Here is a 12,958-nt window from a genome sequence, read left to right as displayed (position 1 = left end):
GCAATGTCACCCGCGCTGGAGTCGAATGTGTTGCGATATGCCGCCTCACCTCGAAGATCATTGACGCTCTGTGCGCCCAGTTGGTAGACAACCAACAACCCCCACGGTGGCCACGCCACCACCCCACGAGAACCTGACAGGGGCCGCTATGCATACCCATCAACCTCCCTCCGGCACCCTCCTCCGACGGACAGCGGCCTCCGGCGCTTCGCTGCTCCTGCTCGGGGGCCTGACGGCCGCCCCCGCGGTCGCGGATGAGACCGACGGCACAACGCTGACCGTCGCCATCGCGCAACAGGTCGACTCCTTCAACCCCTTCACGGCCCAACTCGCCGTCACCACGAACATCCTCCGGCACGTCTACGACAGCCTCACCACGGTGGATCCGGAGACCAACGAACCGGCGCCCTCGCTCGCGGAGAGCTGGGAGACCTCCGACGACGGTCTCACCTGGACGTTCAACCTCCGTGACGACGCCTACTTCACGGACGGCGAGCAGCTCACCGCCGAGGACGTCGAGTGGACGTTCACCACCATCATGGAGAACGAGGCGGCCGGGATCGCCTCCGGCAACTACGTCGCCGGGTTCGAGAGCGTCACGGCCGAGGACGACACCACCTTCGTCGTCGAACTGGACGAGCCCCAGGCCACCATGGAGTCCCTTTCGGTGCCGATCGTCCCCCAGCACGTCTGGGAGCCGATCGTCGAGGAGGAGGGCGACGCGTTCTCCGACTACACCGCCGAGGAGTTCCCCACCGTGGGCAGCGGCCCCTTCGTCCTCACCGAGCACTCCCGGGGTGAGCACATCCGCCTGGAAGCCAACCCCGACCACTGGCGGGGCGCTCCCGGCTTCGACGAGCTCTACTTCCGCTACTACTCGGAGAAGGACGCCGCCGTCGAAGCGCTCCGCGGCGGCGAGGTCTCCCTCGTCTACGAGCTCACCGACGCCCAGGTCACCTCACTGGAGGGCGTCGACGACATCGAAGTCAACATCTCCGACGGCAAGCGGTTCCAGGCCTTCACCATCAACCCCGGAGCCGAGACCCAGGACGGCGAGGAGTTCGGCGACGGACACCCCGCGCTGAGCGACCTGACCCTGCGCCAGGCCATCGTCATGGGTATCGACAACGACGAGATCGTCGACCAGGGCGCCAACGGCCAGGCCGTCGCTGCCGGCGGCTACATCCCGCCGCGCTACGAGGACTTCCACTGGGCGCCCGAGGGCGACGAGGCCATCCTCGACTTCGACCCCGACGCCGCCAACGAGATGCTCGACGACGCGGGCTACGACCTCGGTGACGACGGCGTGCGCGTCTCGCCCGACGGAGACCGGCTCGAACTGCGCATGCACGTCCACGCGGACCGCCCGGACAACGTCCAGGCAGGGCAGGTGATCGACGAGCGCCTCGCCGACATCGGCATCGAGATCGACAACCAGACCGTCGACCCGGGCATCCTCAGCGACGCCCTCTACGACGCCGAGTACGACCTCATCTTCACGGGGTGGACGGTCAACCCCGACCCGGACTACGTGTTCAGCATCCACACCTGTGACGGGTTGCCCACGGAGCCGGGCACCATGCAGGGCGACGCCTACTTCTGCGACGAGGAGTACGACGAGCTCTACGAGGCACAGCTGGGCGAGTTCGACGACCGGGATGCCCGGGCGGAGTACATCCACCAGCTCCAGGAGGTCCTCTACGAAGAGGCCGTGGTCAACGTCCTGACCTACCCGAACATCATGGAGGCCTACCGGACCGACCAGATCGCCGACATCCAGCTGGAGCCGACCGAGGGCGGCAACATCTGGGGCCAGGACGGCTACTGGGCCTGGTGGTCCGCCGAACCCGCCGATGCGGACGCGGCCGAAGCCCCCGGACAGGGCCTGTCCACCGGGGCGGTCATCGCCATCGCCGTCGGAGTGCTCCTCGTGGTGGGCGCCGCGGGCTTCTTCATCGTTCGCCAGCGCTCCACGGTGGGGGACCGCGAGTGACGACGACGCCCCCAGAGGCGGATGGAACAGCCGGGGCGGGGACCACCGACGTCCCCGCCCCGGCGGGCCCCCAAGGGCCCGGCCGGGCGGTGCGCGTGCTCCGCTACGTGCTCGGCCGCCTCACCACCGCGGTGGTGTCCCTGTTCGCCGTGATCGTCGCCGGGTTCTTCCTCTTCCGGATCCTGCCCGGCGACCCCGTACGCGCCATGACGGAGGGGCGGGAGGTCACAGCGGAGCAGCGCGAGGAGCTGCGCCGCCAGTTCGGCCTCGACCAACCCCTGTGGCGGCAGTTCCTCGACTACGCCGAGGGCCTGCTCCGGCTCGACCTCGGGATCTCCTTCCAGTACCGCGAGCCGGTCGTCGACCTCATCCTCGAGCGCCTGGGACCGACGATCCTGCTCGCCGGGACCGGAACGCTCGTCGCCGCGCTCCTCGGCCTGTTCCTCGGAGCCCGCGCCGGTTGGAAACCCGGCGGCCGGGGGGACCGGGTCAACACCGCGGTGGCCCTGTTCTTCTGGTCGGTGCCCACGTTCTGGCTCGGCCTGCTGCTGATCGTGCTGCTGGCTTCCGGGCGCGGCTTCGTCCCCGGCCTGTTCCCGACCGGGGGCATGGTCGACCCCGGGGTGAGCGGCCCCCTGGCCACCGCGCTCAGCACCGCCCAGCACATGGTGCTGCCCGTCACCACGATGGTCGCGGTGATCTACGCCCAGTACCTGATGATCATGCGGTCGTCACTGATGGACGAGAAAGGTGCCGACTACCTGACCACGGCGCGAGCCAAGGGCCTGCGGGACACCATCGTGCGCCGCAAGCACGCCGTGCCCAACGCCCTGCTGCCCACCGTGACGCTCATCTTCCTCAACCTCGGCCAGGTCGTGTCCGGGGTGATCCTCGTGGAGACGGTGTTCTCCTGGCCCGGCCTCGGCCAGCTCTTCTACTCCGGCCTGCGCGTACCCGACCTCGGCCTCGTCCAGGGCCTGTTCGTGGTCTTCGCGGCCTCGGTGATCCTCATGAACCTCCTGGCCGACCTCGTGTACCCGCTGCTCGACCCGAGGGTGCGCCCATGACCGCAGCCACCGAACCCGCCCCGTCCGCGCCGCCGGTCTCCTCGCGTGCCCTCGCCCGCAGAAGGCGCCGGGAGGCGCTGGTCCGGTTCGCCCGCGAGTACGCCCGCAACAAGGCCGGCCTGTTCGGCCTGGCCTCGCTGCTGACCATCGCCACGGTCGCCCTGACCGCCCCGCTGTTCGTCGACCAGGCGCACCTCACCGTCACGGGGGGCCAAGGCGACTCCTACCAGCCGCCCAGCTGGGAGTACCCGCTCGGCACGGACAACTTCGGCCGCTCGGTCCTGGACCTGGTGATCTGGGGCGCCCGGGTGTCCCTGGTGGTCGGCCTGCTGGCCACGTTCGTCTCGGTCACACTCGGCACCCTGATCGGCATCACCGCGGGACACTTCGGCTCCTCCGGAGGCTTCGGGGGCCGATTCGTGTCGTCGGTGCTCATGCGCGTCACCGACTGGTTCCTGGTCCTGCCCACGCTGGTCCTGGCGGTGGCCCTGGCCGCCGTCCTGCCGCAGGGCACCGGGACCATCATCGTCGCGATCGGCCTCACCGTCTGGCCGCCCACCGCACGCTTGGTGCGGGCCCAGACCCTGGCCGTGGAGGCACGCCCCTACGTAGAGCGCGCCCGGGCTCTTGGAGGCGGCCATGCGCACGTCATGGGCTGGCACGTCCTGCCCAACGTGATGCCGGTCGTGCTCGCCCAGACCACCCTGTTGGTGGCCACCTCGATCATCGCCGAATCCACACTGGCCTTCCTCGGCATGGGCGACCCCACGACCATCTCCTGGGGCGGCATCCTCGAGGCGGCCCGCACCGCCGGAGCCATCAGCGCCGGGATCTGGTGGTACATGATCCCGCCCGGTCTGGCGATCGCAGTGGTCGCGCTGTCCTTCACCCTGTGCGGGCGCGCGGTCGAGTCCGTCATCAACCCAAGGCTCAGGGGGCAGAGTTGACCGGTCTTCTCGACGTACGCGACCTCCAGGTCACCTACTCCGGCAGTGGCGGAGACATCCCCGCGGTCCGCGGCGTGAACCTGTCGCTCGACCCCGGCGACACCCTCGGTATCGCGGGGGAGTCCGGGAGCGGCAAGTCCACCGTGGCCCTGGCGCTGCTCCGCTTGCTGCCCGCCAACGCGCGCGTGACCGGGAAAATCCTGCTGGAGGACGAGGACGTCCTGCAGATGCGATGGGGGCGGTTGCGCGCCGTCCGCTGGGTGGGTGCCTCGGTGGTCTTCCAGGGCGCCATGCACTCGCTCAACCCGGTCAAGCGGATCGGCGACCAGATCGCCGAACCCCTGCTCATCCACCAGCTCGTCACCCCGGACCGGGTCGAGGCGCGCGTGGTCGGGCTCCTCGAACAGGTCGGACTGCCGCCTTCCCGGCTCCGCGACTACCCCCACCAGCTGTCCGGGGGGCAGCGGCAGCGGGTGATGATCGCGATGGCGCTGGCGTGCGAGCCGCGCCTGATCATCGCGGACGAGGCCACGACGGCTTTGGACGTCATGATCCAGGCCCAGATCCTCACCCTGCTGGAACGGCTGGTCGAGGAGACCGGGATCGGCATGCTGATGATCAGCCACGACCTGTCCGTGCTGGCGGCCAACTGCGCCCGGGTCGCGGTCATGTACGGGGGCCGGATCGTCGAGCAGGGTCCGGCGCAGGAGGTCGTGCACGAACCCGCGCACCCCTATGCGAGCGCGCTCAGTGCCGCCTTCCCCAAGATCGGGGACCCGGCCTCGCGCCTGGCGCCCCGAGGGCTGCCCGGAGACCCGCCGGACCCCTCAGACCCGCCCTCGGGCTGCGTGTTCCGGCCGCGCTGCGCCGTCGCGGAGACGGTGTGCGCCACGGTCGACCCACCCCTGTGGCCGGTACACCCCGACGTGAACGGGCAGTCCACGCGGCACGCGGCGTGCGTGCACGTGGGCTCGGGGAAGGGTGTCGGAGAACCGCACACTCCCGTTCAGGCAAGTCCTGACCAGACGAGTACAGAGGAGACGAGCCGTTGAGCGCCGACACGGACTCACGACAGTCCGCCTCAGAACCCGGCTCCGAAGGGCGCCCCGAACCGCTGCTGAGCGCCGAAGCCGTGGAGGTGGCCTTCACCGCGGGGTTCGCCCCGGGTGGCAGCCGCGGTACCGCCCGCGCCGTGGACGGGGTCAACCTGGACGTGTCGGCGGGGGAGATCATCGCCCTGGTCGGTGAGTCCGGCTGCGGAAAGACCACCCTGGCCAGGGCCCTGCTCGGCCTGGAGCGCCCCACCGGCGGCCGGGTCGTGTTCGAGGGCGCTCCGCTGGGCTACCGCTCGCGCGCCCTGCGCTCCTACCGGCGCCGCGTTCAGCTCGTCCAGCAGGACCCCATGGGATCGCTCAACCCGCGCCGCACCGTGTACGAGTCGGTAGTGGAGGGCCTGCGGATCCACGAGGGCACCACCGCGGACGAGTCCGAACGGGTCGGACGGGCCCTGGCCCAGGCAGGTCTGCGCCCGCCCGAGCGGTTCTTCTCCAGCTACCCGCACGAGCTCTCCGGCGGCCAGCGCCAGCGCGTGGTGATCGCCGGGGCCCTGGTCCTTGACCCCGAGGTGCTGGTGGCCGACGAACCGGTGGCTTCCCTGGACGCCTCGGTGCGCGGCGAGATCCTGCGGCTGCTGCTGGAGCTCCGCTCCGACCTGGGCCTGTCCGCCCTGGTGGCCACGCACGACCTCGGCCTGGCCTGGAACATCGCCGACCGGGTGGCCGTGATGTACCTGGGCCGCGTGGTGGAGCTGGGCACCGTCGAGGAGGTCCTGTCCGCCCCCGCGCACCCGTACACGCGGGCGCTGCTGTCGGTCCTGCCGGACTCGGGGATCGAGGAGGGCCCCGTGGTGCTCTCCGGCGAGCCGCCGGACCCCAAACAGGTCCCGTCGGGCTGCCGTTTCCACCCGCGCTGCCCGGTCCTGGCCTCCGGCGAGGCCGAACGCGCCGGGGTCGCCGAGCTCTGCGCGACCGTGGACCCGGCCGTCCTGGGCGGCGGCGCCGAACGGCGGGTCGCCTGCCACTGGGCCGCCGCTGACGAGACCGGCCGCCTCCGCGAGGACGGGCCCCTGACCGCGTAAGTCTCCCGGAAACCCCGGGTATCCGGAACAGGCCGCCCCAGGGGCTCGTTGGCAGGGACATGTCGACCAACGAGCACACCACTCCGCAGGCGCCGCCGCCGGAACGGGTCTTCACCGACCGCGACTTCTGGCGCGGCGGCGACCTGGACCTGGACGCCTACCTGACCCGCACCGGCCTGTCCGGGGACCTGCCGCCTACCCTGGACACGCTCACCGCCGTACACCGCGCCCACCTGGCCGCGATCCCCTTCGAGAACCTCAACCTGCTGCTGGAGCGGCCGGTCCTGCTCGACGTCCCCTCCCTGGCGGACAAGATGGTCCACGGGAACCGGGGCGGGTACTGCTACGAACAGAACCTCCTGCTCGCCGCCGTCCTTGACCGGCTCGGCTTCATCCTGACCGCGTTCACCGCGCGGGTGCTGATGGGCGGGGACGGCAGGCCGCGTCCCTCGACCCACGCCCTCCTGCGGGTGGAGGTGGACGGCGACCACTGGCTCGCCGACGTCGGATTCGGCGGTGGCGGCCTCGTGGAGCCCTTCCCGTTCGTGGACGGCCACCAGGTCTCCCAGGGCGGCTGGAACTTGCGGCTGGACCGGATCGCGGAGGTCGGCGACGAGGAATGGCTGCTGAGAGGGATCGAGGAAGGGCGCTGGCAGAACCTGTACGCGTTCACCACCGCGGGCAACCTGCCGCAGGACTACGGCATCTTCAGCCATTACCTCACCAGCCACCCGCGTTCCCCCTTCCGTAACCGCCTCATGGTGGCGCGGACCGAGGGCGGGACCCGGTACGACCTCGACAACGCGACCCTGATCGTCGAGCGGGCCGACGGCACATCCGAGGTGCGCGAGTTGGCCCTGGAGGAGGTGGGGCCGGTGTTGCTGGAGGTATTCAACATCCGCCTTGACCAGGAAGAACAGGGGATCATCGCGGACAGGGTGAAGGGATTCCTCGACGTGTAGTAGATGTGATGCTCTTCACGTTTAGCTGGATGTGCGCGGTGCGGGGCACCGCGAACCCCAACGCCAGCGGGTGTACCGGCCGACTGGCGGTACACCCGCCCGGCCGGGGCTGGGGGATTTGGGGTGATCCCACACGTTCACCGCCCTGAGCCATGGGGCAGTACCTGGGAAGTGTCACTCCGAGGGAGCAGCCCATGGCGTACCTGACCACGGAAGACGTTCACGAGTACATCAACGGGGTCTGTTTCAAGACCGGACCTCCCGGAAAGGTCGGGGCCGAGACCGAATGGCTCGTCACCGACCCGGAACAGCCAGACCGACCCGTCCCCATCGAACGCCTCGCGGAGCTCTTGGAGGCCTGTGGCCCCCCGCCCGCGGGAAGCCGGATCACCTTCGAACCCGGCGGCCAGATCGAGCTCAGCTCCGCCGCCCTCCCAGGTCCCGCTCGAGCACACGAGGCGCTCGCGGTAGACCTCCACCACATCCGCAAGACCCTCGCGGACGCCGGACTCCACCTGGCCGAGACCGCTCTCGACCCTGTGCGGCCGCCCGTCCGGCAGCTCCGCCTGCCCCGCTACACGGCCATGGCGCGCTACTTCAGCAACCACCGCCACCGCAGCGGCCACACCATGATGTGCAGCACCACCTCGCTCCAGGTGTGCCTGGACAACGGTGCCGACGCCGCCGACACGCGCGCCCGCTGGGAGTTCGTCCACCGGATCGGCCCCGTCCTGGTGGCGGCCTTCGCCAACTCGGCGGTCTGGCGCGGCCGCCCCACCGGCTGGAAATCCACCCGCTGGGCGATCTGGGCGGCCACCGACGCCACCCGGACCCGGCCGGTCCTGGAAGCGCACACCCGCACCGATCCGGCCACTGCCTGGGCCGCGTACGCCCTCGCCGCCAAGGTGATGGCCGTACCCGAGATCCCCGGCGGGGGAGGCGCGTGGACCGCGGACCCCGGGATCACCCTGGCCGACTGGGCCGAAGGACGAGGGCCGCGCCCCCTTACCCGCGCCGACCTGGAATTCCACCTGACCACGCTCTTCCCGCCCGTGCGTCCGCGCGGCTGGTGGGAACTGCGCATGATCGACTCCCTGCCGGAGCGGTGGTGGCCGGTCCCGATGGCGTTCGCCGCCGCCCTGGCCGACGATCCCGGGGCCCGGGCCGTGGCCGAGGACGCCACCGAGCGCCTGTGCCGGGGCCCCGTCCCCGAAGCCTCGCTGTGGATGCGCGCGGCCCGCCTTGGCCCCGCGGACGCCGACATCGCCGCCTGCGCCCAGGTGTGCTTCGACGCCGCCATCGGGGCCCTGCCCCGGATGGGCGCGGCCGGACTCGCCGTCCTTCTGGACGACTACGCCGAACACTTCGTCCGGCGGGGGCTCTGCCCCGCCGACACGCACACGCACGCGCAACACCCTGGAGGTGCGTCATGAGCCACGAGCAGGAACGCGCCAAGGAGCGCATCGCCGCGGAACTCGACCGGAGCAGGCGGCGCAGCATCGGCCTGACCCTCGACACCCTGGACGAGGAGGAGCTGCTGGCGCAGCACTCCCCGCTGATGTCGCCGCTGGTCTGGGACCTGGCACACATCGGCAACTACGAGGAGCAGTGGCTGCTGCGCGCCGCCGGAGGTCGCGAGGCGCTGCGCCCCGACATCGACGACCTCTACGATGCCTTTGAGAACCCCCGAGCCGACCGCGTCACCCTGCCGCTCCTCCGCCCCGAGGAGGCGCGCGCCTACAACGAGCGGGTGCGCAGTGAGGTCCTGGACACCCTGGACTCCGCCGACCTCTCGGCCGTGCCGAACCCCGTGCCCGCCCCGCGCGGGGCCTCGGGGGAGCGCTCGCTCCTGGACGCCGGATTCGTGTTCCACATGGTGATCCAGCACGAGCACATGCACGACGAGACCATGCTCGCCACCCACCAGTTGCGCAAGGGTGCCCCCGTGCTGCTGGCGGAGGAGGGAGGGGCCCCGCCCCTGAGCCCGCCCGGCAGCGGCGAGGTGCTGGTCCCGGCCGGCCCCTTCACCATGGGCACCAGCGACGACCCCTGGTCGTTCGACAACGAGCGCCCAGCCCACACCGTCGGCCTGGACGCGTTCTGGATCGACACCGCCCCGGTCACCAACGCCGCCTACCAGGAGTTCATCGCCGACGGCGGCTACCGGAACCCGCGCTGGTGGACGGCCGAGGGGTGGGAATGGCGGGCCCGGAGGGACACCGCGGCCCCGGCCTTCTGGACCGCGGACGGCGGAGGATGGTCGCGCCGCCGGTTCGGCCGCCACGAAGAGGTACCGCCGAACGAGCCCGTGCAACACGTCAGCTACTACGAGGCCCAGGCCTACGCGTGCTGGGCGGGAAAACGGCTGCCCACCGAGGGCGAATGGGAGAAGTCCGCCCGCTTCGACCCCGCCACCGGACGCTCACTGCGCTTCCCCTGGGGTGACGAGGAGCCCGCTCCGCACCACGCCAACCTCGACCAACGGCGGCTCGGGCCCGACCCGGTCGGAAGCCGTCCCGACGGGGCCTCGCCCCTCGGAGTACGGCAGCTGATCGGCGACGTGTGGGAGTGGACCTCCACCACGTTCGACGGCTATCCGGGATTCGCTGCCTTCCCGTACCGCGAGTACTCGGAGGTCTTCTTCGACGACGGCTACAAGGTCCTGCGCGGCGGGTCCTGGGCCACCCACCCCACGGCGGTGCGGTCCACCTTCCGCAACTGGGACCACCCGGTCCGGCGGCAGATCTTCACCGGGTTCCGCTGCGCACGCGACGCGGACCGCGACTGATGTGCCGCCACCTCGCCTACCTGGGGCCGCCGCGCACGCTGCACGAACTGCTGTACGCGGCGCCCCACTCGCTGCACGTCCAGTCCTGGGCGCCCCGGCAACAGAGGCACGGCACCGTGAACGCCGACGGTTTCGGGGTGGGCTGGTACCCCGAGCACGGCGAGCCGCTCCGCTACCGCCGGGCCATGCCCATCTGGGGTGACGCCTCCTTCGCCGACGCCGCCCGGGCCATCACCTCCGGGTGCGTGGTCGCGGCGGTCCGCGACGCCACCGTCGGTTTCGGGTCCGAGGAGTCCGGTGCCCAGCCCTTCCGCGCCGACCGCCTCCTGTTCAGCCACAACGGCGCCGCCAAGGACGATGAGGCGCTCGCCGCAGCGCTCGCCGCGCCGATCCCGAGCGGCGCGCTGGACGCCCGGTCACCCGTGGACTCGGCACCGCTGTTCGCGCACACCGTGCGCCTGTGGCGGGCCTCCGGCGACCTCGCCGGAACCCTGTCCGCGGTGGTCCGCCACGCCCGAGAGCACTCCGAAGGCAGGTACAACCTGCTCGCCAGCGATGGGGAAGCGATCGTCGGGACCACGGCCGGGGACACCCTCTACACCCTGCGCAGGCCCGGGGAGGGTGCGGAGGGCGGGGGAGGCGTATGGCTTGCCTCCGAGCCCTTCGACGACGGGCGCGGCTGGCGGCCGATCCCCGACCAGTCGGTGGTCGTGGCCACCCGAGAGCACACCGAAGTCCACCCCCTCGGCTGAGCACGCACCTCCGGCCACTGCCGGAAGCGACACCGGCCACTGCAGGAAGGGACACAGGAGGCACCATGTTCCGGATCGACCGCATCCTGACCGCAGACGACCTCGACAAGGCCCTGCGCGCCGATATCGCCGAAGGGCTCACCTCGAATCCCAAGGAACTACCGCCGAAATGGTTCTACGACGAACGCGGCAGCCAGCTGTTCGAGGACATCACCGGGCTCCCCGAGTACTATCCGACCCGCGCCGAGCGCGCCATCCTCGAACGGCACTCCGCGGAGATCGCCGCGGCCGCGGACGCCGTGGCGCTCATCGAGCTCGGTTCCGGCGCCGGGGTCAAGACCCGCCTGCTCCTGGACGCCATGCGCGGACACGGCCGGCTCCGCAGGTTCGTCCCCGTCGACGTCAGCGGCGACTTCCTCGACAGCTCCGCGCGCCCCGTCGCCGACGACTACCCGGGCCTGGACGTGCACGCGGTCGTCGGCGACTTCGAGCACCACCTCGGCCTCCTGCCCGTCAGCGAACAGGACGGCCGCCAGCTCCTGGCCGTACTCGGCTCCACCATCGGCAACCAGGCGCCCGGACCCCGTGCCGCCTTCCTCCGGGACATCCGCGCCGTCCTGTTCCCGGGGGACTCGCTCCTGCTCGGTGCCGACCTCGTCAAGGATCCAGAGCGGCTCGTCAACGCCTATGACGACGCCCAAGGGGTGACCGCGGCCTTCAACCGCAACGTGCTGTCGGTGATCAACAACGGGCTCGGCGGGGACTTCGACCCCGACGCGTTCGACCACCTGTCCCGGTGGAACGCCGAGGACGAGTGGATCGAGATGCGCCTGCGTGCCCGAAGCGCCCAGCATGTCCGCGTGGCCGATCTCGGCCTCGAGGTGGACTTCGCCGAGGGGGAGGAGATGCGCACCGAGATCTCCGCCAAGTTCCGCCGCGAGGGGCTGTCCGCCGAACTCGACAGCGCGGGGTTCACCACCACCCGCTGGTGGACCGACCCGGCCGGTGATTTCGCGCTGACGCTCGCTGAGGCGCGTTAGACCCCGGCCGCAGAACCCGACAGCGAGCCCACCCGTTTCTGGGACCGGTCGTTGTCGTCCTGTGCCATGCCGCCAGAGTTACACGCGCACGTCGGTAAGCACCGGCACACCACGCCAGGTCCGGTACGCTCGACCCGTGTTCAAGGTAGGAGTTTTCGGCGCCGATGGGCGCATGGGGTCAGAGGTCGTCAAAGCGGTTCAGGCCGCGGACGACATGGAACTCGTCGCGGGCGTGGACAGCGCCGACGACCGTGAAGCTGTGCTGGGAGCCGACTACGTAGTCGACTTCACGCACCCCGACGTGGTGATGGACAACCTCGAGTGGCTCATCGCCAACGGGATCCACGCCGTCGTCGGCACGAGCGGCTTCGACGAGGGCCGCCTCGCCCAGGTACGCGCCTTCCAGACGGCCAAGCCCGGCGCGAAGGTGCTCATCGCACCCAACTTCGGCATCGCCGCCGTCCTCATGATGCACTTCGCGAAGCAGGCCGCGCCCTACTTCGACTCCACGGAGATCATCGAGCTCCACCACCCCAACAAGGCGGATGCCCCCAGCGGCACCGCCTACCGCACCGCCGAGCTCGTCGCCGAAGCCCGCCGCGAAGCCGACACCGGGCCCATGCCCGACGCCACCACCTCCGAGATCCCCGGAGCCCGCGGCGCCGACGTCGAGGGCGTCCGCGTGCACGCCCTCCGCATCCAGGGCCTCATCGCCCACCAAGAGGTCGTATTCGGCACCGACGGCGAAACCTTCAAGCTCCGCCACGACTCCATGAACCGCACCTCGTTCATGCCCGGAGTTCTCCTCGGCATCCGCAAGACCGCCGACCTCCCGGAGGCCCTCACCCTGGGCCTGGAGCCCATCCTCGGCCTCAAATAAAGCAGTCAGGGAAACGGGGATTCCCGAATCGGGGATTCTCACATCGGGGCTTCCCGAAACGGGGCCATCCGCATAGCTTGGGTTATGCCGGTGGCCCCTTTTTGGAGCGGGGTACTTGGTTCGGGGCTCCTTTTGAGTGGGTATCCCTCTTGGGTGGGAGAGCCCTCCTTTCCCGCCGCTCGATTGTGGCCGTCTCCGCTGCGCGCCTCAAGGTCGTCGCCATCGAGCGCTTCGCGCGTCAACGGCGCTCCACCTTGACCCGCTCCGCTGCGACGGCGGGTTGGCGGCTATCAGGAAACGTTGTGTCCTGAACGTGAACCAGAGGAGGAAGTAGGAACTCTCTAGGCAAGCGGTGCTGCACGCAAAGATGAAGGATCTGGCCCTTCGGAGCC

At 70.6% G+C, this 12,958-nt stretch carries 11 protein-coding genes; all 11 read left to right on the top strand.

The window, feature by feature from the left end; genetic code table 11:
• Positions 1–148: 148 nt before the first annotated feature.
• The 11 genes from ACYVDG_RS19740 to dapB all read left to right on the top strand — a co-directional run bounded on the left by ACYVDG_RS19740 (position 149) and on the right by dapB (position 12,566).
• Complete coding sequence (locus tag ACYVDG_RS19740; protein ID WP_460755068.1) at positions 149–1,993, top strand: ABC transporter substrate-binding protein; 1,845 nt, start codon at positions 149–151, stop codon at positions 1,991–1,993.
• Positions 1,990–3,060 (top strand): ABC transporter permease, encoded by a 1,071-nt coding sequence (locus tag ACYVDG_RS19735; RefSeq protein ID WP_460755062.1) that lies wholly within the window; start codon positions 1,990–1,992, stop codon positions 3,058–3,060. Before ACYVDG_RS19740 ends, ACYVDG_RS19735 begins: the two co-directional genes overlap by 4 nt.
• Positions 3,057–4,007 (top strand): ABC transporter permease, encoded by a 951-nt coding sequence (locus tag ACYVDG_RS19730; protein WP_460755059.1) that lies wholly within the window; start codon positions 3,057–3,059, stop codon positions 4,005–4,007. The genes ACYVDG_RS19735 and ACYVDG_RS19730 overlap by 4 nt, the downstream gene beginning before the upstream one ends.
• Positions 4,004–5,059, top strand: coding sequence for an ABC transporter ATP-binding protein (locus tag ACYVDG_RS19725; protein ID WP_460755055.1), 1,056 nt, complete (start codon positions 4,004–4,006; stop codon positions 5,057–5,059). Before ACYVDG_RS19730 ends, ACYVDG_RS19725 begins: the two co-directional genes overlap by 4 nt.
• Positions 5,056–6,144 carry an ABC transporter ATP-binding protein gene (locus ACYVDG_RS19720; protein ID WP_460755052.1) on the top strand — a complete coding sequence of 363 codons (1,089 nt, stop codon included), beginning with the start codon at positions 5,056–5,058 and terminating at the stop codon, positions 6,142–6,144. The genes ACYVDG_RS19725 and ACYVDG_RS19720 overlap by 4 nt, the downstream gene beginning before the upstream one ends.
• A 59-nt stretch (positions 6,145–6,203) precedes the next feature.
• Positions 6,204–7,106, top strand: a complete 903-nt coding sequence (locus ACYVDG_RS19715) for an arylamine N-acetyltransferase family protein (RefSeq protein WP_460755049.1) — start codon at positions 6,204–6,206, stop codon at positions 7,104–7,106.
• A gap of 194 nt (positions 7,107–7,300) precedes the next feature.
• Entirely contained in the window at positions 7,301–8,539 is a 1,239-nt protein-coding gene (gene egtA, locus ACYVDG_RS19710) for an ergothioneine biosynthesis glutamate--cysteine ligase EgtA (protein WP_460755046.1), read from the top strand.
• Positions 8,536–9,894: an ergothioneine biosynthesis protein EgtB gene (gene egtB / locus ACYVDG_RS19705; protein WP_460755043.1), complete on the top strand. Its 1,359-nt coding sequence runs from the start codon at positions 8,536–8,538 to the stop codon at positions 9,892–9,894. The genes egtA and egtB overlap by 4 nt, the downstream gene beginning before the upstream one ends.
• Entirely contained in the window at positions 9,894–10,646 is a 753-nt protein-coding gene (gene egtC, locus ACYVDG_RS19700) for an ergothioneine biosynthesis protein EgtC (protein ID WP_460755040.1), read from the top strand. The genes egtB and egtC overlap by 1 nt, the downstream gene beginning before the upstream one ends.
• A gap of 65 nt (positions 10,647–10,711) precedes the next feature.
• Entirely contained in the window at positions 10,712–11,686 is a 975-nt protein-coding gene (gene egtD, locus ACYVDG_RS19695; protein WP_460755036.1) for an L-histidine N(alpha)-methyltransferase, read from the top strand.
• 136 nt (positions 11,687–11,822) lie between these two features.
• On the top strand, positions 11,823–12,566 hold the full coding sequence (dapB, locus tag ACYVDG_RS19690) for a 4-hydroxy-tetrahydrodipicolinate reductase (protein WP_460755033.1): 744 nt from the start codon (positions 11,823–11,825) through the stop codon (positions 12,564–12,566).
• Positions 12,567–12,958 lie beyond the last annotated feature (392 nt).

This window comes from Nocardiopsis oceani (genome assembly GCF_054777395.1).
This window is presented reverse-complemented; position numbering and strand designations above follow the sequence as displayed.

Bases quoted from the DNA above. Each gene is read 5' to 3' on its own strand.
- ACYVDG_RS19740 (WP_460755068.1), top strand. From the start codon at position 149: ATGCATACCCATCAACCTCCCTCCGGCACCCTCCTCCGACGGACAGCG.
- ACYVDG_RS19730 (WP_460755059.1), top strand. From the start codon at position 3,057: ATGACCGCAGCCACCGAACCCGCCCCGTCCGCGCCGCCGGTCTCCTCG.
- ACYVDG_RS19715 (WP_460755049.1), top strand. From the start codon at position 6,204: ATGTCGACCAACGAGCACACCACTCCGCAGGCGCCGCCGCCGGAACGG.
- egtA (WP_460755046.1), top strand. From the start codon at position 7,301: ATGGCGTACCTGACCACGGAAGACGTTCACGAGTACATCAACGGGGTC.
- egtB (WP_460755043.1), top strand. From the start codon at position 8,536: ATGAGCCACGAGCAGGAACGCGCCAAGGAGCGCATCGCCGCGGAACTC.
- egtC (WP_460755040.1), top strand. From the start codon at position 9,894: ATGTGCCGCCACCTCGCCTACCTGGGGCCGCCGCGCACGCTGCACGAA.
- egtD (WP_460755036.1), top strand. From the start codon at position 10,712: ATGTTCCGGATCGACCGCATCCTGACCGCAGACGACCTCGACAAGGCC.